The organism is Collinsella sp. Sow4_E3 (assembly GCF_052116285.1).
Lineage (GTDB): Bacteria > Actinomycetota > Coriobacteriia > Coriobacteriales > Coriobacteriaceae > Collinsella.
In genome coordinates this window covers 156,834-177,722 of the sequence record NZ_JBQKLJ010000003.1, presented here as the reverse complement: position 1 = coordinate 177,722, position 20,889 = coordinate 156,834, and the positions used below count along the sequence as shown (strand labels likewise).

Here is a 20,889-nt window from a genome sequence, read left to right as displayed (position 1 = left end):
ACGATGGGCCCAAGCGAATGAGCGGGCTTACTGAACTTTGCAGGCGAACTCGAGGTATTGCATGCGCTGCAGCTTGTCGATCGTCGAGGCGTATGGGCTGTCTTCAGATTCCAAATCGTAGCGCAGCCCGTCGGCACCAAGATAGCCGGCGACATTGATGGTGGGCACATCTGACCTTGTTGCAAGCAGAGCCTTTTGATAGTCGGTGAGCGGGGCGCCGATCTTATTAAGGGTAATGGCTGCAATCTCGTTTGCCCCGACGGTGTCGTAGACGTTGAGCTCGGTATTGCCGGCGATTTCATAGTTAGCCCAGACGAAATAGGTCGACTGATAGATACGGAAAGCGTGGCTTGCCGTATCTTCCTGAGGGTACAGCTCGTCGTTGAGAGTCGTTGCGGCGCTCGGCTGATGGTCGCCAAAAAAGACAAGAACAACCGGTCTGCCGATATTGCGGAGCTCGTTGATAAAGTACTCGAGGTCCCGGTCGGATGCGTTGATGCAGGTAAGATAGGTGTTGAGCGCGCTATTGGCGCCCTCGCTGGCTCCCTCGACCCAATAGTTTGTCAGCTCTTCGGCGGGAACGGTGCCATAGTCGTAGCCGCCGTGATTTTGCATCGTGACGTCAAAGATGAACTGCGGGGCTTCGTCGGTTCTAAGCAGGTCGAGTATCTTGTCGTAGGTGGCGTAGTCGCATACGCCGGCATGGTAGCAGGGCGCACCTTCGAAATCGCCGATTGAAAGAAAGTCTCCAAAGCCCAGCTGCTGATAGATTTTATCTCGATGGTAGTTGACGGGGTTTTGCGGGTGCATAGCGGTAGCGGTATACCCAAGCTCCTTAAGGTCCTTTGCCAGGCTGTTGACGCCATTCATCTGATATAGCTGATAGGGGATTTTGCCTAATCCGACAAAGGCCGTTGTCGCTCCGGTCAAAAATTCGAATTCGGAGTTCGCCGTTCCGCCACCGGCGACCGAAGCGAGCATGGTGCCGCGAACAAGTGTGTCGGGAAGCGAGTTGTAGAATGCGGGGCCGGTGTACCCGGCCGCCTGGAGCTGCTCAAAGCACGAAAGGTCGCTAAAACTCTCGTTCATGACGGCAACAATCGTCGGCTTGATTTCATTGAACTGGGCAACGGCCGCCGCGCGCTGCTCGCTCGAGCCATACGTGCTGTCGTAGGTGGCGGCGAGCTCCTGCTCGATGCTCTGCGCCTCATCGGGCGTATAGTCTTCGGGCTTCTCAATGGGCAACTCGTTGACCATTTCGGTGAACGAAGTGATAAAACCCTGAGACGCATACGTGGTGATGGGCTGCCAACGGTCAAATCCAAAATTCAGCGCCTGCTCCAAGTCGATGCTGGAAAAGCCCGAGAGCCCCACAACGGTCACGAGCAGAAAAGCGCAGAGGTTAGCGGCGATTGCGGGGAAGACATGGGTGGGCGTACGGAGCTTTCTCGGTCGGATAAGCGAAAGAAGCCCCAGGGAAATCTCTAACAGGGCTAGAGAGGTTACGATTCCGGCGGTAAAGGTAAACTCGTATCCCTCGCTCACTTCCATTGCGGTGCCAAGGGCCAAGATATCGCTTGGCAGGATGGCCTCGCCTTTAAACGTTATGACGAAGTGCTCGGCAATGCCAAGGATGCAACAGACGACGGGCACGAGGACCATGACGCCTCCATGACGCTGTCCCAGCAAATAAAGGGAGAGCAGAACCGTCGCGAGCAGCCCGACGGAAAACCCGAATGAGTTGGCGGGAATGCGATAGAACGTTTCGTTGCAGGAAATTTCGAGTGAAACGAACGAGAGCGCTGAAACAGCGGCGATGACAAGGATGTCACGGCAAATACAGGCAACCGTTCCCGTCGCAAGATCGGTTTGGTCGATAAGTCCCGAAACCAAGGGCTCGACAAGAAGTATGACGGCGGCAGCACCGAGCGCCGAATAAGAAAGGACCCATAGGGAACTGTCCTCATTTACGAGCAATTGATTCGTAATCCATGCAGCTACCATGCCGAGCGGGATGAGGAGCGTCGCGCACCAAAAGACGCGGGCAATGGGCGGCTTTTCATTGTGTTTGATTGAAAAATACACGCGCACGACGACGGTGGCCACGATAAGGACGGCGATGAATATGGGCAGATTGGCCATGTCGCTCGAAGTGATTTCAAGGGGGATATCTTCGGTCATGGACGTTCCTCTGTTACAGCAAATTAAGTTTAGTTTTAGATTACTGTAACCTTTCCACGGCATTTCGAGAAACAAAGCGCCCGATACGCAAAGCTAAAGGTCTGCGAATCTTATATTACGAACATCTGTGCGCGTCGAGTGCGCTAAACTCATCGGCAGTATGATTCGATGCAATAGGAGGCAAGGAGCTTCCATGTCTGATTCTTCTATCGTTATTCGCGGCGCTCGTGAGCACAACCTCCGTGATATCGATGTTTCCATTCCGCGTGACCAACTCGTGGTCATTACCGGTCTTTCTGGCTCGGGCAAGAGCTCGCTGGCATTTGACACTATCTATGCCGAGGGCCAGCGTCGATACGTCGAGAGCCTTTCGAGCTATGCGCGCCAGTTCTTGGGCCAGATGGACAAACCCGACTTGGATTCAATCGACGGCCTTTCGCCGGCGGTGTCGATCGACCAAAAGACGACGTCTAAAAACCCTCGCTCGACGGTTGGCACCGTAACCGAGATTTATGACTATCTGCGCCTGCTGTTCGCCCGTGTGGGCACCCCGCACTGTCCCGAATGCGGCCGCGTCATTGAGCGCCAGACGACCGACCAGGTTGCCGACAAGGTCTTGGCGGCGGGGGAGGGTCGCCGCGCGTTTGTGCTGGCACCGGTGGTGCGCGGGCGAAAAGGCGAGTACACCAAACTGTTTGAGGACCTTCGCGCCGAGGGCTTTAGCCGCGTGCGTGTCGACGGTGAAGTGCGCTCGCTCGACGATCCAATCGATCTGGACAAGAAGTTCAAGCACGATATCGAGGTCGTGGTCGATCGCATCGTGATCCGTGAGAACTCTCTGGGCCGTATCGCCGAGTCCGTTGAGCAGGCGACCGCGCTGGCTCACGGCAATGTAAATGTGTACATGCTGCCCGATCGTGATGCTCCCGAGGGGACCGAGGGCGAGCTGCTGGAGTATTCGTTGGCCTTGGCGTGCCCGGAGCATGGACACTCCATTGACGATCTTCAGCCGCGTGATTTTTCGTTTAACGCTCCCTATGGCGCATGTCCTGAGTGCGACGGCCTGGGCTTTAAGAAAACCGTTGATGCCGAGGCGCTGATCGAGGACCCCTCGAAGTCCATTGCCGACGGAGTCTTTGGTAGCCTGTTTGGCAATTCGAACTACTACCCGCAGATTTTTGCTGCGGTCTGTAAACACTTTAAGGTAAGCGCCGATACGCCGTGGGAGGACTTGCCCCCTCGCGTGCGTCGTGCATTCTTGGATGGCCTGGGCGATACGAAGATCTCGGTTGACTACCAAAAGCTCGACGGACGTCGTAGCCAGTGGGATACCAAGTTTTCGGGCGTTCGCAACATCCTGTACGAACGCTATACCGAGACGACGAACGAGAACACCAAGGCGCGCTTGGAGAAGTACATTCGCGAGGAACCGTGCTCGAGCTGCCACGGCGCTCGTTTGCGCCCCGAGATGCTCGCCGTCACCGTGGGCGGCAAGTCCATTTACGAGGTTTGTTGCCTGTCGTGCCGTGAGTCGCTCGAGTTTTTTGAGGGCCTGGAGCTCACCGAGCGCCAACAGTTTATCGGCGGGCGCATCGTCAAGGAAATCCTGGAGCGCTTGCGTTTTCTGGTCGATGTTGGACTCGACTATCTGACGCTCGATCGTGCCTCGGCGACGCTTTCTGGTGGCGAGGCGCAGCGTATTCGCCTGGCAACACAGATCGGCGCCGGCCTCATGGGTGTCCTGTACATTTTGGACGAGCCATCGATCGGCCTTCATCAGCGCGATAACGAGCGCCTGATCAAGACCCTTGAGCGTCTGCGCGATATCGGCAATACCGTCATCGTCGTCGAACACGACGAGGACACGATCCGTGCCGCCGACTACGTGATCGACATGGGGCCCGGCGCCGGCGTCAACGGCGGACACGTAGTCGCGGCGGGAACGCCTGCCGATATCATGGCGTGTCCTGAGTCGATGACGGGCGCTTATCTGACCGGCAAACGAATGATCCGGGTGCCTGATGAACGGCGCAAGCCCGGTCGCGGCTGCCTTAAAATTACGGGCGCTCGAGCTAACAACCTCAAAAACGTTACTGCCAAGATCGAGTTTGGTACGCTTACGGTTGTTACCGGCGTGTCGGGATCGGGCAAGAGCTCCCTGGTTACCGACACCATTGCGCCTGCCCTTACGAATGCTATTCACCGTTCGACGCGCCCTGTGGGTCCGTATAAGAAAATCGAGGGCATCGAGTGTATCGATAAGGTTATCGATATCGATCAGTCGCCGATTGGCCGCACACCGCGTTCCAACCCTGCTACCTATATTGGCCTGTGGGATGATCTTCGCGCGCTGTTTGCGAGTACGCCGGAGTCGAAGGCGCGCGGCTACTCGCCGGGTCGTTTTTCCTTTAATGTGAGTGGCGGGCGCTGTGAGGCGTGCAAGGGCGACGGACAGATCAAGATCGAGATGCACTTCCTTCCCGATATATACGTTCCCTGCGAAGTTTGCGGCGGTAAACGCTACAACCGCGAGACACTCGAGGTCACCTACCGTGGCAAGACCATCTCGGACGTGCTCGACATGAGCGTCACCGAGGCGCTGGCCTTCTTTGGGAATATCCCGCAGATTAAGCGCAAGCTTCAGACTTTGTATGACGTTGGCTTGGGCTATGTGAGTTTGGGGCAGCCTGCCACGACGCTTTCGGGCGGCGAGGCGCAGCGTGTGAAACTCGCCAAGGAGCTTCATCGACGCCAGACGGGCAAGACGTTCTATATTTTGGACGAGCCGACGACCGGCCTTCATTTTGAGGACGTCCGCCAGCTGCTCGATGTGCTGCAGCGCTTGGTCGATGCGGGCAACACGGTGCTGGTGATTGAACACAACCTTGATGTCATCAAGGTTGCCGACCGCCTGATCGATATGGGTCCCGAGGGCGGCAATGGCGGCGGAACCGTCGTGGTCTCGGGTACGCCGGAGCAGGTCGCGGCATGTTCGCAGAGTTACACGGGCAAGTTCTTGGCACCGCTGCTCAAGCGCGACCGCGAGCGTCAGGCACAACTCGACGCCCAGTAAAGAGACGCCGTCGTACGAGAAGCGCCACCGATTCCTTTCGATTCGGTGGCGCTTCTGTGTGTCGAGATGACGTATGCGGCTAAATTGGACATATACTTAGGCGTTACGTTCGAATGCGAGGGAAGGGACATGCCATGGCAAAGGCTGCAAAGACGCCGAAAACCAATGCGATGCGCGAGCTGGAAAACGCCGGCATCTCCTATATTCTCCATACGTATGAAGACGATGGCGATGAGTCGGTGGGTTTAGGCGTTGCAATTTTGGAACAACTTGGCGAGGAGCCTGACCAGGGGTTTAAGACCTTGGTTTGCGTGACGCCGTCCAACGAACACGTTGTGTGCTGTATTCCCGTTGCCGACGAGCTTGACCTAAAGGCCGCAGCGCGCGCCGCTGGTGAAAAGTCGCTGACCATGATGCATGTCAAGGACTTGCTTGCCGCGACGGGGTATGTCCGGGGCGGCTGCAGTCCAGTCGGCATGAAAAAACGCTTTCGGACGCTGATCGATGAGACATGCGTCCTTTGGGATACCATTTTTATCTCAGGCGGTAAGCGTGGCTATCAACTTGAGCTTGCCCCCGACGACTTAGTTGCATTTTGCGGGGCGACGGTTGCCCCGATCACGAGAGAGGACTGAGCGATGCCGCAGGAAGAATCGAAGCGCGGAGCTCACTTTGCAAAGGGTTCGGCTTCTCAGACGCCCGCGCCTGAGGCTTCTTCGGTCGATGACCAGATTCGAAACGCTTGGTCCGTTGCTGCAGATCCAGGGGAGACGGCTGTGTATTTGCGTGCCGCCGGTGCCGGTACGGTGCCTCCCCGCACGATTCTCTCTTCGGCTCGTCCCGATGAGACGGCGGTGTTTTTGGCCGCGGCTCAATCCCGTGCCGGACGGATGCCTGACGCCGGGGCGTCTCGTGCGCCGCGTCCCGATGAGACGGCGGTGTTTTTGATGGCGGCTCAGGGAAAGGGCGCACTGCAGGGTGTCCCAGCCGATCGTCCCGCGAGGCCTGCAACCGACGGTGATGGCGAGCAGTTGCTTTTGGATGACGAGTGGTCACCGCTCGGCTCGACCGATCCGGTCGAGGGCGTTGCTGTTGAGGACGATGATTGGGATCTATTGTCGTTTTCTGGTCGAACCGCTGCCGCCAGGGAAGTTGACACGGTGTTTGGTAATAATGCCGTAGCTAACGATGGCGCTTCGTTTGACAGCGATGTCACGCCTGTTGACGGAGCTTTTTCTGCCGATGATGCCGTTTTGGTCGACGACCCCTTCGCGATAATCGATGAGCCTGATATCGAGGTTGATTCTCGACAACACACTGAAGTCAGCCCCCAATCACAGGACGACGTAGATGATATGGGCTCGTCGGACTACTCTACGGTTGGCCGTTCCGCCGGCCTCATGACTGCACTGACCATTGTGTCGCGCGTCACCGGGTTTATCCGTACTTGGGCTATGGCTGCCGCCATCGGCATGTCGCTGCTCTCGTCTTCCTATCAGGTCGCCAACAACCTGCCCAATATGCTCTATGAGCTCGTGATGGGCGGTATGTTGGTTACCGCCTTTTTGCCGGTGTACATGGGCGTGCGTCGTGAGCAGGGTCGCGACGCCTCAAACGAATACGTAGGTAATCTGCTCGGCATCCTGCTTTTGCTGCTGGGCGGCATTTCGGTGTTGGGCACCGTGTTTGCTCCGGGCTTTATCTGGACGCAGTCGTTCCTTTCGGGCGATGGCGGAAGCATGGATACCGCTGCATTCATGTTCCGTTTCTTTGCCATTCAGATTTTGTTCTACGGCTTGGGCTCGGTGTTCTCGGGCGTTCTTAACGCGCATCGTGACTACTTTTGGTCGACGTTCGCCCCGGTACTCAACAATGTGATTGTCATTGCGAGTTTTATGGGCTTCGCTCCCGTATCTGCCTGCTTTGGTGAGCGGGCGGGCGTCGTTTTGATTTCGCTCGGCACGACGCTTGGCGTTTTTGTCCAGATGGCGTGCCAGATTCCCGCACTCGGTAAGCATGGTGTCCGGCCTCATATTCATATCGACTTTAAGGATCCTGCACTGCGACAGACGCTCGCGCTCGGCGTCCCGACGTTGCTCGCTACGGTATGCATGTTCGTGTCGACTTCCATTACCAACGCAGCCGCGCTGGTGGTGCAGCCCGAGACCGGTCCTTCTGTAATTGCCTATGCGCGCCTTTGGTACACACTGCCTTATGCCTTGATAGCCGCCTCGCTCTCGACGGCGCTTTATACCGAGCTTTCGCACGATGCCCAGGAAAAGGATTATGACAGCGTGCGCGCTGGTATCTCGCGCGGCGTGGCCCAGATGCTCTTCTTCCTGATTCCTTTCGCGCTATATCTCATGGTGTTTGCCCGTCCGCTCAACATGATTTATTGCGCCGGCAAGTTCGACGAGTCGGGTGTGGCGCTTGTGTCCGAGTTTCTGGTTTATCTGGCGCTCTCCCTGCCGCTCTACGGCGTGGTCGTGTTGATGCAGAAGAGCTTCTCGGCGCTGCTCGACATGAAGCCCTATAGTCGCTATTGCCTATACTCTGCCATCGGTCAGGCTGGTTCGGTTCTGCTGTTTGGTGTGGTGCTGGGCTATGGCATGCCTGCGATTGCGATGTCGTATGTTGTCGACTATGTGATTCTGGTCGGCTGTTCGCTGTGGTGGCTGCGTCGTCGTCTGCAGGGTCTTCAGGTTAAATCTATTCTGCACGGCTGCTTCTATGGCCTTTTGCTCGGCGGCCTGGGTGCCGCAGCGGGTGCCGGCGTTTTGTGGGCGCTCGAGAGTTTTGTCGGAGCGCTTGGCGGATCGATTCTTATTACCTTGGGCTATGTTTGCATCGCGGGCATGGTTTCACTTGCCGTGACTTTTGGCCTTGCCGTCCTTCTAAAGATGCCTGAGGTCTCCGCGCTTCTTCGCCGCAGGTAGGCAGTCGTGGCAGGTCATGACAACATTCCAACGCTTGCCGAACAGGTTTCGCGTGTGCCCATGCAGCCTGGCTGCTACCTTTGGAAAGATGCCAAGGGCGATGTCATTTACGTTGGCAAGGCTAAAAATCTGCGCTCGCGCATGCGTCAATATGTGACGCTGCAGGACGAGCGCCAAAAGATTCCACTGATGATGCAGCTGGTTGCGAGCTTTGACTATATCGTTGTCGAGAACGAGCATGAGGCGCTGGTGCTCGAGCGCAACCTGATCGGTCAATATCATCCGTACTTTAATGTCGACCTTAAGGACGATAAGAGCTATCCCTTTATCGCTATCACCAAGAGCGATCTGTTCCCAGCTATTAAATATACTCGTGAGCGTCATAAGCCGGGAACGCGTTATTTTGGTCCCTACACCGACAGCCGCGCGGCGCGCGAGACCATTGATACGCTGCGCAAGGTAATCCCGATCTGCTCGGCTTCTTGTGCGGAATGGCGTCGATGCCGCCGTATCGTCGAGTCCCACAAGGGCGAAGAAGATATCGTCAATATGATTTGCGCTCAAAACGGGCGTCCCTGCTTTGACTTCCATGTTGGCCGCGGCCCGGGGGCATGCGTCGGTGCTATCTCTCCAGCCGACTATGCTAAAAACGTTAAACGCGTCGAGCGATTTTTGTCGGGCCATCGTAAAGATGTCGTTGATGAGCTTACATCCGAGATGACGGACGCCGCCGAAGCGCTCGATTTTGAGCGGGCGGCGCGCGTCAAGCGTCGCTTGGAAGTTATTAGGGGCCTGGACGACCGACAGCAGGTCGTTTTTCCGTCGAGTGTCGATCTCGATGTGATTGGTTTCTATCGAGAAGAGACCATTTCGGCCGCCTGCGTGTTTGTTGTGCGCGAGGGGCGAACGGTTCGAACCTGTGAGTTCATTCTCGATAAGGGCCTGGATGTCGATGAAGAGGAGCTTCAATCGGGCTTTCTCAAGCGCTATTACGACGAGACGGCTGATATTCCAGCCGAGGTGAACCTTTCCGTCGAGCTTGAGGATGCGGAGGCGCTAGGGGAGTGGCTTTCGGACAAGCGCGAGCGTTCCTGTCATCTCCATAGGCCTCAGCGCGGCGAAAAACACCGGTTGCTCGATATGGCATCTAAAAATGCGCGTCATGCCCTCATGCGTTATATGATGCGCACGGGATACGCCGACGATCGCACCAATCGAGCGCTCCTGGAGCTTGAGAGCGCCTTGGCGCTACCTGCGCCGCCAATGCGAATCGAGTGCTTCGATATCTCTACGCTTCATGGCACCTTTACGGTCGCCTCGATGGTGGTGTTTACCAACGGCCACGCCGACAAGAGCCAGTACCGCCGCTTTAAAATCCAGGCCGAATTGGACGAGGCGAACGACTTCGTTTCGATGTCCGAGGTTTTGGGGCGTCGTTATGCTCCCGAGCGGATGGGCGACGAACGTTTTGGCTCGCGCCCCGATTTGCTCGTTGTCGACGGCGGCAAGCCGCAATTGACGGCTGCAATTAAGCAACTTGAGGCCCTTGGGCTCGATATACCAGTTTGTGGTTTGGCAAAGGCCGATGAGGAGGTTTTCGTGCCTTGGGACGAGACTCCTGTCGTACTTCCGACCGGGTCTGCGTCGCTCTATCTCATCAAGCAGGTGCGCGACGAATCGCACCGTTTTGCCATCACGTTCCATCGCGAATTGCGCGATAAAGCCATGACGGTTTCGGTACTCGATGACGTTCCAGGCGTGGGACCCACTAGAAAACGTGCAATTATGCGCCATTTTGGCTCGATGAAGCGGTTGCGCGCGGCGAGTGAGCAAGAGATCGCGGAAGTTCGCGGCATACCTGCCGATGTTGCCAAGGCGGTCCACGAGGCGCTCGTTGCATGGAATGCCGAGCGCGCCGAGGCAGCGGCTGGCCATTCCGATAGCTAAACACGAGCCTAAACAACTGATATACATGATTGCGCGATTTTCAACCATTTATTTCGCCATGATTGCCTGCTGGTTTCGGGTTTTATTAACGCTAAAACGTTTGACTAACCCAAGCGAAAACCCTGCTATCCTGCGGGTTGACGAAGACTGATATCTCACCTCGCCGATACATACTGTCTGCTGTATCGTTTGTCAACGAATTCGGTGAACGGTAGTAAATACCGTTCAAGCGTATGTATGTATCGGTCGCCGAGCGCGGCACCTCAGTTGGGTTTGTCGGTAGGTAAGGTATATATCGTCCGCAAGTTGCGCGGGGGCAAGTTTAGGTGCTCCCGGGTAAGATTCTCTATTGATAGGAGAAGACATGGCCATCATCAATAAGGGTATGTCCAGGCGTTCGTTCCTTGGCCTCACCGGCAGCGTCGCTGCTGTCGCCGGCTTTGGTCTCACTGGCTGCGGTGGCAGCTCTAGCGACGAGGGTTCCGCTCCCGCCGATTCCGCCAACCGTGGCGGCGGCGTGATCACCGCCGGTTCCGCTTACGCTCCGTCCAGCTTCGACCCCGCCAGCACCGGCTCCGCCGTGGGCCTGGGCGCTAACTGGCACGTCATCGAGGGCCTCTACGGCATCGATTACCACGACTACAGCACTTTCAACGAGCTCGCCACCGATGATCCCAAGTCCGTGGACGACACCACCTTCGAGGTCACCATCCGCAAGGGCGCCAAATTCTCCGATGGCACCGAGGTTACCGCTGACGACGTCGTCGCCTCCTACACCGCTTGCGCCGCTTCTGCCACCTACGCTCCGTTCTTCCAGCCTTTCGAGTCCATCGAGGCCAAGGATGCCAGCACCGTGACGGTCAAGACCAAGGTCCCCAACTTCTCCCTGCTCAAGGATCGTCTGGCCATCATTCGCGTTACTCCTGCCGCCCAGAGCGAGGAGGATCGCGCCAAGCAGCCGATCGGCTCCGGCCCCTGGATGTACGATTCTATCTCCGATACCGAGATCACCCTGGTTCCCAACCCCGAGTACAACGGTGAGTATGCTGCCGAGGATAAGAAGATCCAGTACAGCATCCTGACCGACCCCACCGCTCGCGTCACCGCTCAGCAGGAAGGCTCCACGCTCGTCATGGAGCTCGTTACCGCTGATGCCGTCGACCAGCTCGAGGGCGCCGGCTGCAAGATTGACAACGTCCAGGGCTTCGGCACCCGCTTCATCATGTTCAACGTCGCCAAGGAGCCTTGGAACGACGTCAAGGTCCGTCAGGCTGTCATGTATGCGCTCGACACCGAGAAGATGATCAGCAACACCTTCGCCGGCCTTGCTACCGCTGCCAGCTGCTACCTGCCCAAGAGCTTCACCAACTATCATGAGGCCTCCACGGTGTACAAGACCGACGCCAAGAAGGCCAAGAAGCTTATCGAGGAGTCCGGTATCACCCCGGGCGCCATTACCCTGCGCACCACCGATAACGAGCAGATCAAGGGTATGGCTGCCCAGGTCAAGAACGACCTCGACGCTCTCGGCTTCGATGTGACCATCCAGACCGATACTTCGCCGGCCACCTATGCTGCCATCGACGGCGGCGAGGCCTACGATATCCTCCTTGCCCCTGGCGATCCTTCCTGCTTCGGCGCAGACCCCGACCTGCTGCTCAACTGGTGGTACGGCGACAACGTCTGGATGCAGACCCGTTGCCCGTGGAAGGAGTCCGCTGAGTGGCAGAAGCTCCACGGCCTTATGGACGAGGCTCTTGCCGCCGAGGGCGACGAGCAGCAGAAGAAGTGGAACGAGTGCTTCGACATCATCGCCGACAACGCCGTTCTGTACCCCGTTGTCCACGTTAAGACCGTCTCCGCTTCCTGGAACGACCCGTCCATTGCGCCCAACGGCGAGGCCCTCGATGGCTTCAAGGGCATCGGCACGACGAGCATGTCCTTTAAGGGCGTCGCGACCGTCAAGGCGTAAGACTCGCTTGAGTCTATATGCAGGATGTCGGCCGTTGGGACCGTATCCTCATAGTTGAAACAAAGACCCGGGCGGCAACGATGTCGCTCGGGTCTTGTAATGAGTGTCCGTACTCATATACCAGTTGGTCCTACCGACAAAAGAAAGGGGAGAGAACGTGAACAACTTTCTACGTTTGATTGGAAGGCGTCTCGTGGCGCTGCCGATCATGGCATTGGGCGTCACCGTCCTGGTGTTCTTCCTTATGTCGTTCTCCAAGACCGACCCCGCCTACACGGCGTTGGGTGACGGTGCCTCGCCCGAGGCGGTTGCCGAGTACCATGAGAAGTATGGTCTGGACGACCCCTGGCCCGTGCGCTACGTGCGCTATATGGGCAATTTGATCCATGGCGACATGGGCACCTATGGTGCTGCTCGCAACTCCGTTGCCAAGCGCATCTCCACGGCCCTACCCGTCACGATGCAGCTGACCTTCATCGGTCTTGCCATCGGTGCGGTCGTATCGTTTTTGCTCGGCGTCATCGCGGCACTGTATCGCGATAAATGGCCGGACCAAGTGATCCGCGTCTTTTCCATCGCCGGCTTGGCAACCCCGTCGTTCTGGCTTGCCGTTCTGTTGATCCTGCTGTTCTCCTCCTACCTTAAGGTACTCCCGGCATCGGGTGCCCTGCCGCACTTCACCACGAATCCGGCTGGCTATCTGGGACGCATGATCATGCCCGCCATCGCCTTGGCATTTCCGCTGACGGGTCAGATGACTCGTATCGTGCGTACCGCCATGGTCGAGGAGCTCGACAAGGACTATGTCCGTATGGCTCGCGGCGCCGGCGTTCCCGAGAAGGTCGTCGTCGGCATCAACGTTCTTCGCAACGCGCTGATCACCCCGGTCACCACCCTCGGTCTTAAGATTGGCTATCTCATGGGCGGCGCCGTCGTCATCGAGGTCATCTTCAACCTCCCCGGCATGGGCACTGCGATCCTGCAGGGCGTTCAGGGCAACGAGGCGAACCTGGTTCAGGGCGTCGTCATCGTCGTTGCTCTTGCCTTCATCATCATCAACATCGTGGTTGACATGCTCTACCTGCTCATCAACCCGCGCATCAGGACGGTGTAGATTATGGTAAAGATTCGAGAGAAGCAAACCGAGCAGCTCGAGAAGGCTGCCTCCAAGGGGCTCAAGCTCGGTGGCTGGAAGAAGATGACGTTATCTTCTAAGATTGCCGCCATCGTGCTGGTGCTGGTCGCCCTGACTGCGATTCTTGCCCCCGTTCTTGCCCCCTATAGCCCGGTCGAGATCTTTACGGCTCGCCAGGCTCCCGGCAACGGGTTTATCTTCGGAACCGACGACAAGGGCCGTGACATCCTTTCGCGTATGCTCTACGGTGGCCGTTACTCGCTGATCATCGGCTTTGGTGCTACCGCTATGGCTCTGGTCTGTGGCTCCGTTGTCGGTGCTCTTGCTGCGGTTTCGCGCAAGGCCGTCTCCGAGACGATTATGCGCATCCTGGACATCATCATGTCTGTCCCGGGTATCGCCCTCGCAGCCGTCTTCGTTTCCATCCTGGGCAACTCCGTGCCGTCGATTATCTTTGCGATCGGCTTTATGTACACCCCGCAGATCGCCCGTATCGTGCGTGCCAACATCGTATCCGAGTACGGTGAGGACTATGTCCGCGCGGTCATCGTCTCCGGCGCCAAGGCTCCGTGGATTCTGATCAAGCACGTTCTTCGTAACTGCATTGCCCCGATCATGGTCTTCACCGTCACCCTGGTCGCCGACGCTATTATCTTCGAGGCTTCGCTGACCTTTATCGGCGCTGGCATCCAGGAGCCCACTGCTACGTGGGGCAACATCCTCGCCGACGCCCGCGGTGGCGTGCTCGCCGGTCGTTGGTGGCAGGCGCTGTTCCCGGGTCTGGCCATCATGATCACCTGCCTGGCGCTCAACATCCTCTCCGAGGGCATTACCGACGCTATGGCCGCTGCTCCTTCCGCCGCCCTGGATCCGACCGATTCCTCCAAGCGCCGCGAGGCCGACCTGCTGGTCTCCGACCCCGTTCGCGCCTACAAGGAGCAGGCCCAGTCCCTGTCCGCCCGTCTTGGCGCCCTGCGCGATGTCGAGCTCAAGCGTAACGACCGCCATGTGCCCGATGAGTCCGTTGAGCCGATTCTTTCGGTCCGCGATTTCTGCATCCAGTTTGAGCACCACGGTGATATCAACGTGGTCGACCATGTCAACTTTGACGTCCGTCCCGGCCAGACCATGGGCCTGGTAGGCGAGTCCGGCTGCGGTAAGTCCATCACCACGCTGGCCATCATGGGCCTGACCGATGAGGACGAGCATCTTTCCGGCGAGGTCCTCTGGGAGGGTCGTGACCTGCTCAAGATGAGCAAGAAGGAGTGGTTCGGCCTGCGCGGTACCGATATCGCCATGGTCTATCAGGACGCCCTGTCCTCGCTCAACCCCTCTATGCTCATCTCCGCCCAGATGAAGCAGCTCACCAAGCGCGGCGGCACCCGCAGCGCCGAGGAGCTCCTGGAGCTCGTCGGCCTCGATCCCAAGCGCACGCTCGAGAGCTATCCGCACGAGCTTTCCGGTGGACAGCGTCAGCGCGTTCTGATCGCTATGGCCCTTACCCGCGACCCCAAGCTGGTCATCTGCGACGAGCCCACGACCGCTCTGGACGTTACCGTCCAAAAGCAGGTCATTAAGCTGCTCAACGATCTTCAGGCCAAGCTCGGCTTTGCCATGATCTTCGTTTCGCATGACCTGGCGTTGGTCGCCGAGGTCGCCCATAACATCACGGTTATGTACGCCGGTCAGGTTATCGAGCAGGCGCCCACCAAGGAGCTGCTCACCAACCCGATTCACGAGTACACCCGCGGTCTTCTGGGTTCCGTTCTGTCCATCGAGAGCGGTTCGGGCCGCCTGCACCAGGTGCCCGGCGCCGTCCCCAGCCCGCGCGATTTCCCCAAGGGCGATCGCTTCGCGCCCCGCTCAAGCCATCCGCACATCGGCCTGGACACCCGTCCGGTCTTCAAGCGCGTGCCCGGCACCGAGCACTTCTATTCCGAGCTCCCCGATGAGGTGCTCAAGGCAAATGGTTTGACCCCTCATGCGGAGGTGATGTAGATGAGCGAGACTGCGGTCAACGGCGTCGAGCCGATTATCTTCCTTGACGATGTCCACGTCACCTTTAGGACCCGTACCGGTTCGATCCTGCACCCCAATCTGGTTCATGCCGTCCAAGGCGTGACCATTAAGCTCATGCCCGGTCAGACGATCGGCATCGTCGGCGAGTCCGGTTGCGGCAAGTCCACCACTGCTAATGTCATGTGCGGCCTGCAGGCCCCCACGAGTGGCAAGGTCTACTTTAAGGGCAAGGACGTCACCAAGCGTACTGCCGAGGATCGTCGTCACATGGGCCGCGTCATCTCGGTCGTGTTCCAGAACCCCGCGACGGCACTCAACCCTCGCATGGTCGTTCGTGAGCAGCTGCTCGACCCCATGCGCGTCCACAACCTGGGTACCGAGGCCGAGCAGGAGAAGCGCGTTAAGGAACTCCTGGAACTCACCGGTCTGCCCAGCTCTGCCGCCGAGGTTCTTCCCGGCCAGCTTTCGGGCGGTCAGCGCCAGCGCGTGGCAATTGCCCGTGCCCTGTCGTTGAACCCTGACGCCATCATCGCCGACGAGCCCACCTCGGCTCTGGACGTTTCGGTCCGCGCGCAGATCCTCAACCTGTTGACCGATCTTAAGAAGGAGCTCGGCCTGGCTATGGTGTTCATTAGCCATGACATCCAGACGGTCCGCTACATCTCTGACGACATCATCGTCATGAACGGCGGCAAGATCGTCGAGCAGGGCGAGGCCAAGCAGGTCTTCCAGAACCCGCAGGACCCCTACACCAAGATGCTGCTCGGTGCTGCGCCGTCGCTGCTGCACCCCAAGCTTGGCGAGTAGGTTCGCTTTCCCTCCTGTGCGCCCGGCTCCCTTGCCGGGCGCACCTTCGTTGCGATTTCGAAAGGTTGGGTTCACGAGCCATGCCAAGCGCTCAGGAGCTACAACAGCAATTTGGTGGTTATCGGGGCGCCATGCCTCGTCCATCAGATTTCGATCTCTTTTGGAACGACCGCATGGCCGAGGCTGACGCCGTCGAGATCGACTATTCGGTTGAGGCGGCATCGATTGCCGATGCTGCGACCTGCCAGTTTTTTGACCTCTGGTATACCGGCATGTGTGGCGCCCGCCTGCATGCCAAGTATCTCAAGCCGGTTTCGGACGAGTCCGTGCCGCTGGTGCTACAGTTCCACGGCTATCCGGGCGCAAGCCGCAGCTGGTTCGAGCAGGCATCGTTTTCGGGTATGGGCATGGCACTTGTCGCCCTCGACTGCCCCGGTCAGGGTGGCCCCTCCGCGGATATTGGTGGATTTGAAGGCACAACGGTTGCCGGGCATATCGTTGCCGGTATCGACGGCGATCCGGCCAATCTCTACTACGTACGCTTGCATCAGGATATCCGCATTCTGTGCCGCATTATTCGCGAGCTCGAGGGCATCGATCTTGCCCGTGTTTTTGTGAACGGTGCTTCGCAGGGCGGTGGCTTGGGCATTGCGACCTGCGCGCTTAACAGCGAGCTTATCAATCGTGCCGCCATCCTCTATCCTTTCCTGTCGGATTTCCGCCTGGTCTGGGATTTGGATGCCGACGACATTGCCTACGAGGGCCTGCGCTATTGGTCTCGCTGGTTTGACGAGGACTCGACTCGTATTGACGAAGCCTATGCCAAGCTGGCGTATTTCGATTCCAAGAACTTTGCCCCCATGGTCAAATGCCCCGTGCTGTTTGGCACGGGAACGGCTGATATCGTCTGTCCACCGGCGACGCAGTTTGCGGTCTACAACAACCTGACCTGTGAGAAGCGCCATGAGTTCTTTGAGGGTTTTGGCCACGAGGAGATTCAGGATTTTGACGATCTGATCATTCCGTTTTTCTGCAAGGAAGGGGAGGCTCATGTCTAAGTGCGAGAGCAATGTCAATGAGCTGATTGACCCCGAGCTTGCGGGGATCTCTGGGACGGTTTCGTCAAGGCTCTCCGATTTCCGTGATTGGCGTGGCGATGCCTTGGCGGATGTTTCCGAGTTGGAGACAGCCGCTTCGGACCTTGAGGTTTGCGGACTGACTGTCACGGCGATTGATTTCGCCAATCCGTGCGCGCGTTACTCCGAGGTTTCCTTTGAACTTGCCGGGGAAGTCGTACACGGCCGTTTGATTGAGCCCTCAGGTTGCGCCCGGGCATCCGAGCTTGTGCCGCTATGCCTGATGTTTCACGACATCGACCGACCCGTACGTGGATGGCATCACATGACGAGGTTTGCCGCCATGGGATATGCCGTGCTTGCGCTGGACGACGATGTGATTGGGCTCAGCGAGCTGAAGCAGGGGGTTACCTCGCCCGTTTTTGTTGAACGCGTCCGCTGGGGCTGTGCAATGGCAAAGGTCGCGCGCAATCTTGACGGCATGGACCCCGACCGCATCTTTGCATGGGGCGAGGGCCTTGGCGGTGGAGTCGCGCTGGCGGTTTCTGCTCTGGACGAGCGGGGCCTTGCCTGCACGGCGGTTGCCAATCCGCTTCCCGGCGGCCTCGAAGCGCTGTCGTCTCGGGTGCGCGGATCGGTACTCATGGGTACATCGCTCATGGATGCCGTGAGCGATCCCAAGGGCCAGTTTGCCGTATTCAACGGTCTTGAGTGTGACCGGAGGCATATTATCTATGCCAAATATGCTCACGAACGCATCAATGCGTTCGAAAACGAAGTCGTCGACTTCTTTAACCAAGCGTTCTACCTGTGTTCTTTGGCCTAGACGGCCTGGACACTGCCAACAAGAGTGGGCGGCATAGGGCCACCCGCCAGACAACTAAGGAGATTCTTGTGGCAACTCAGAAATTCACCGGCGTTATTCCTCCCGTCGTTGTTCCCGATACCGAAGATCACCAGCTCGACGTTGCCTCCTTTGAGCGCAGCATCAACCGCATGATCGACGCCGGCGTCGATGGCCTGTTCTTCCTGGGCTCTTCGGGTGAGGTCGTTTTCTCCACCGACGAGCGTCGTCGACAGATCATCGCCGAGGCCGTTCGAATCGTCGACCACCGCGTTCCTGTTCTGGTCGGCATCATCGATACCGAGACCGAGCGCATGATTGAGCACGGTAAGGTTGCTCAGGAGCTGGGCGCCGATGCGCTCGTCGCCACCTGCCCGTTCTATGCCCTGCAGGGCATGACCGAGGTCGAGGAGCATTTCCGCATCCTGCACGAGGAGCTCGACCTGCCCATCTTTGCCTATGACATTCCCGTGTGCGTTCACACCAAGCTCCCCTGGAAGCTCCTTGCAAAGCTCGGCGCCGAGGGCGTCCTTGCTGGCGTCAAGGATTCCTCGGGTGACGACGTCTCGTTCCGCTACCTCGTTCAGGAGAACGAGAAGAACGGCCATCCGATGAGCATCCTCACCGGCCATGAGGTCGTCGTCGACGGTGCCTACCTTGGTGGCGCCGACGGCTCTGTCCCGGGTCTCGCCAACGTTGAGCCCGAGGGCTACGTGCGTCAGTGGAAGGCCGCTCAGGCTGGTGACTGGGCTACCGTCAAAGCCGAGCAGGATCGCCTCAATGAGATTTCGCACATCTGGGACGTCACCTCGGGCGTCCAGGGCTATGCCGGTGGCGTTGGCGCCTTCAAGACCGCTATGAACCTCATGGGCATTTTCGACAGCCCGACCATGCCGCGCCCGGTGAAGGCCATGACCGGCGAGAACGTCGAGGCGATTAGGAAGGTCCTGCAGGACAACGGTCTCCTGTAAAGCTTTCCCGGGCACCCGATCTTGGGCTCAAGCGATCGAGCGTGACCCATTAGGTCAATGCCCGACCGCTTTCACCCCAACCCCGGGCACTCGGGAAGCCTTTAGCAAGCTGCGGCGATAACACCGCCTTTAATTTCCTGTAGTTGTTTTTATCTCCTAAGGAGAGCGACATGGAGAACAAGTACATCTGCTCCGTTGATATCGGTGGCACCAAGATTGCGACCGCCATTATGGAATATCCGGCTGATGGCGGCGTGCCCCATCCCGTATTTGAGGCTGAGGTTCCCACCGAGGCCCAAGAGGGCGGTGAGGCCGTCTTCCAGCGTATCGAGGCGTCCGTCAAGGCCGCTCTCGAGGCGAATCCCGATGTCGAGGTCCTTGGCGTCGGTATCGGTGCCGCTGGCGTCGTCGATCCCAAGACGGGCGCCATCGCGTATGCCAACGAGATCATGCCCGGCTGGTCCGGCGTTCAGTTGGGGCCGCGTCTGCGCGAGGACCTCGGTCTTCCCGTTGCCGTTGTAGGCGACGTGCAGGCTCATGCTCTGGGTGAGGCCCATTGGGGCGTCGGCAAGGGCAAGTTCTCCGTCTTGTGTCTGGGCATCGGCACGGGTATCGGAGGCGCATATGTCGAGAACGGCCGCGTGATGCAGGGCTTCCATGGTGCTGCCGGCCATATGGGCCACATCGAGTGCTCGGCTGCCGCCGGCATTCCCTGCGCCTGCGGGCGTTCCGGCCATCTGGAGTCGGTGGCTTCGGGTACGTCGATTGGGCGCATGTACGACGAGCGCTTCGGTCGTGTTGACCCCAGCCGTCCCTCGGTTGGCCGCGACGTGAACGACCTGTGCCGCGCGGGTGACGCAAAGGCGACCGAGGTCATCCACGATGCCGGCTTTGCATTGGGCGCTAGCTTGGGCTCGCTCGCCAACATTCTGGATCCAGAGGTCATCGTGCTTTCGGGTGGCGTAATTCACCAGGGACCCGATTGGCGTTCGCAGACGTGGAAGGATTCGGTACACGAGGGCTATGCCAGCCAGGCGCTCGATCCGCTTCAGGACACGCCGATCCTCATCGGTTCTCTGGAGGGCGACGCACCGCTTATCGGCGCCGCCGAGCATCTTCTTGCCTCGTTAAAGTAAACGTATCTGCTGTAGGAGCCTCCCGAGACGACACGCCTCGGGAGGCTGTTCTGAGAAAGGTTATAGCCTTATGACCGTCGATCCTTTAATTCAATCCCTGAAGGGTAAGCTCATCGTGAGCGTTCAGGCGTATATGGGCGAGCCGCTTCGTACGCCCGAGACCATGGCTCAAATGTCTCGCGCTTGCGAACTCGGAGGCGCCGCCGCCATTCGCTGCCAGGGCCTTGCCGACATTGCTGCCATTAAGGGTCGTTGTGAGGTTCCTGTTATCGGCCTGTGGAAGGATGGACACGAGGGCGTTTACATCACGCCGACGCTGCGTCACGCCCGCGCCTGCGTTGCTGCCGGTGCTGACATCGTGGCGATTGACGCCACCGATCGTCCGCGCCCCGATGGCAAGTCGCTCGAGGACACTTTTCGTCCGCTGCACGAGGAGGGCGTGCTTCTGATGGCGGACTGCGCCACGATCGAGGATATCCGCCGCGCGGTCGACATGGGCTTCGATTTGGTTTCCACTACGCTTTCGCATGGCGTCGCCGCCATCGATTGCACCATGGCAGACGGCCCCGACCTGCCGCTTTTGCGCCAGGCAACCGAGGAGTTCCCCGGTCTTCCCATTATTTGCGAGGGTCGTGTGCATACGCCCGAGGAGGCTCGCGCCGCGATTGACGCCGGCGCCTGGGCCGTTGTCGTTGGCACTGCCATTACGCACCCCACAAGTATTACGAGTTGGTTCAAGGCTGCGCTTGAGGCGTAAGACGGGCCTCGTATCCGCTTGGGGCGGTATACTCA

14 protein-coding genes are annotated in these 20,889 nt (G+C 58.6%); 13 read left to right on the top strand and 1 reads right to left on the bottom strand.

What is annotated here, in order from left to right; translation table 11 throughout:
* Nucleotides 1-27: 27 nt before the first annotated feature.
* A complete protein-coding gene (locus ACTQ48_RS03940) occupies nucleotides 28-2,181 on the bottom strand; it encodes an LTA synthase family protein (RefSeq protein ID WP_441570181.1) in 2,154 nt (717 codons plus the stop codon).
* A gap of 193 nt (nucleotides 2,182-2,374) precedes the next feature.
* On the opposite strand from ACTQ48_RS03940, the gene uvrA reads away from it, so the two are divergent.
* From uvrA to ACTQ48_RS03875, 13 genes are all read left to right on the top strand, one after another.
* Nucleotides 2,375-5,254 carry an excinuclease ABC subunit UvrA gene (gene uvrA / locus ACTQ48_RS03935; protein ID WP_427728763.1) on the top strand — a complete coding sequence of 960 codons (2,880 nt, stop codon included), beginning with the start codon at nucleotides 2,375-2,377 and terminating at the stop codon, nucleotides 5,252-5,254.
* A gap of 134 nt (nucleotides 5,255-5,388) precedes the next feature.
* Entirely contained in the window at nucleotides 5,389-5,889 is a 501-nt protein-coding gene (gene ybaK, locus ACTQ48_RS03930) for a Cys-tRNA(Pro) deacylase (protein ID WP_441570180.1), read from the top strand.
* Between the two features lie 3 nt (nucleotides 5,890-5,892).
* Nucleotides 5,893-8,190 carry a murein biosynthesis integral membrane protein MurJ gene (gene murJ / locus ACTQ48_RS03925; RefSeq protein WP_441570179.1) on the top strand — a complete coding sequence of 766 codons (2,298 nt, stop codon included), beginning with the start codon at nucleotides 5,893-5,895 and terminating at the stop codon, nucleotides 8,188-8,190.
* Between the two features lie 60 nt (nucleotides 8,191-8,250).
* Nucleotides 8,251-10,137, top strand: a complete 1,887-nt coding sequence (gene uvrC / locus ACTQ48_RS03920) for an excinuclease ABC subunit UvrC (protein ID WP_427728785.1) — start codon at nucleotides 8,251-8,253, stop codon at nucleotides 10,135-10,137.
* Nucleotides 10,138-10,501: 364 nt separating this feature from the next.
* Nucleotides 10,502-12,109 carry an ABC transporter substrate-binding protein gene (locus ACTQ48_RS03915; RefSeq protein WP_441570178.1) on the top strand — a complete coding sequence of 536 codons (1,608 nt, stop codon included), beginning with the start codon at nucleotides 10,502-10,504 and terminating at the stop codon, nucleotides 12,107-12,109.
* 157 nt (nucleotides 12,110-12,266) lie between these two features.
* Nucleotides 12,267-13,223: an ABC transporter permease gene (locus ACTQ48_RS03910; protein WP_370450641.1), complete on the top strand. Its 957-nt coding sequence runs from the start codon at nucleotides 12,267-12,269 to the stop codon at nucleotides 13,221-13,223.
* Nucleotides 13,224-13,226: 3 nt separating this feature from the next.
* Nucleotides 13,227-15,242, top strand: coding sequence for a dipeptide/oligopeptide/nickel ABC transporter permease/ATP-binding protein (locus ACTQ48_RS03905; protein ID WP_427728769.1), 2,016 nt, complete (start codon nucleotides 13,227-13,229; stop codon nucleotides 15,240-15,242).
* On the top strand, nucleotides 15,243-16,070 hold the full coding sequence (locus ACTQ48_RS03900; protein ID WP_154517508.1) for an ABC transporter ATP-binding protein: 828 nt from the start codon (nucleotides 15,243-15,245) through the stop codon (nucleotides 16,068-16,070).
* A gap of 80 nt (nucleotides 16,071-16,150) precedes the next feature.
* Nucleotides 16,151-17,128: an acetylxylan esterase gene (locus tag ACTQ48_RS03895; RefSeq protein ID WP_441570177.1), complete on the top strand. Its 978-nt coding sequence runs from the start codon at nucleotides 16,151-16,153 to the stop codon at nucleotides 17,126-17,128.
* Nucleotides 17,121-17,972 carry an acetylxylan esterase gene (locus ACTQ48_RS03890; RefSeq protein WP_441570176.1) on the top strand — a complete coding sequence of 284 codons (852 nt, stop codon included), beginning with the start codon at nucleotides 17,121-17,123 and terminating at the stop codon, nucleotides 17,970-17,972. Before ACTQ48_RS03895 ends, ACTQ48_RS03890 begins: the two co-directional genes overlap by 8 nt.
* 68 nt (nucleotides 17,973-18,040) lie before the next feature.
* Nucleotides 18,041-18,961: a dihydrodipicolinate synthase family protein gene (locus ACTQ48_RS03885; RefSeq protein ID WP_427718650.1), complete on the top strand. Its 921-nt coding sequence runs from the start codon at nucleotides 18,041-18,043 to the stop codon at nucleotides 18,959-18,961.
* Between the two features lie 170 nt (nucleotides 18,962-19,131).
* On the top strand, nucleotides 19,132-20,097 hold the full coding sequence (locus tag ACTQ48_RS03880) for an ROK family protein (protein ID WP_441083174.1): 966 nt from the start codon (nucleotides 19,132-19,134) through the stop codon (nucleotides 20,095-20,097).
* Nucleotides 20,098-20,167: 70 nt separating this feature from the next.
* Nucleotides 20,168-20,854, top strand: coding sequence for an N-acetylmannosamine-6-phosphate 2-epimerase (locus tag ACTQ48_RS03875; protein WP_154517496.1), 687 nt, complete (start codon nucleotides 20,168-20,170; stop codon nucleotides 20,852-20,854).
* Nucleotides 20,855-20,889 lie beyond the last annotated feature (35 nt).

What these genes read in the sequence shown, in the direction of transcription:
- ACTQ48_RS03940 (WP_441570181.1), bottom strand. Translation starts at nt 2,181, where the DNA reads ATGACCGAAGATATCCCCCTTGAAATCACTTCGAGCGACATGGCCAAT.
- uvrA (WP_427728763.1), top strand. Translation starts at nt 2,375, where the DNA reads ATGTCTGATTCTTCTATCGTTATTCGCGGCGCTCGTGAGCACAACCTC.
- ybaK (WP_441570180.1), top strand. Translation starts at nt 5,389, where the DNA reads ATGGCAAAGGCTGCAAAGACGCCGAAAACCAATGCGATGCGCGAGCTG.
- murJ (WP_441570179.1), top strand. Translation starts at nt 5,893, where the DNA reads ATGCCGCAGGAAGAATCGAAGCGCGGAGCTCACTTTGCAAAGGGTTCG.
- uvrC (WP_427728785.1), top strand. Translation starts at nt 8,251, where the DNA reads ATGCAGCCTGGCTGCTACCTTTGGAAAGATGCCAAGGGCGATGTCATT.
- ACTQ48_RS03915 (WP_441570178.1), top strand. Translation starts at nt 10,502, where the DNA reads ATGGCCATCATCAATAAGGGTATGTCCAGGCGTTCGTTCCTTGGCCTC.
- ACTQ48_RS03905 (WP_427728769.1), top strand. Translation starts at nt 13,227, where the DNA reads ATGGTAAAGATTCGAGAGAAGCAAACCGAGCAGCTCGAGAAGGCTGCC.
- ACTQ48_RS03900 (WP_154517508.1), top strand. Translation starts at nt 15,243, where the DNA reads ATGAGCGAGACTGCGGTCAACGGCGTCGAGCCGATTATCTTCCTTGAC.
- ACTQ48_RS03895 (WP_441570177.1), top strand. Translation starts at nt 16,151, where the DNA reads ATGCCAAGCGCTCAGGAGCTACAACAGCAATTTGGTGGTTATCGGGGC.
- ACTQ48_RS03890 (WP_441570176.1), top strand. Translation starts at nt 17,121, where the DNA reads ATGTCTAAGTGCGAGAGCAATGTCAATGAGCTGATTGACCCCGAGCTT.
- ACTQ48_RS03880 (WP_441083174.1), top strand. Translation starts at nt 19,132, where the DNA reads ATGGAGAACAAGTACATCTGCTCCGTTGATATCGGTGGCACCAAGATT.
- ACTQ48_RS03875 (WP_154517496.1), top strand. Translation starts at nt 20,168, where the DNA reads ATGACCGTCGATCCTTTAATTCAATCCCTGAAGGGTAAGCTCATCGTG.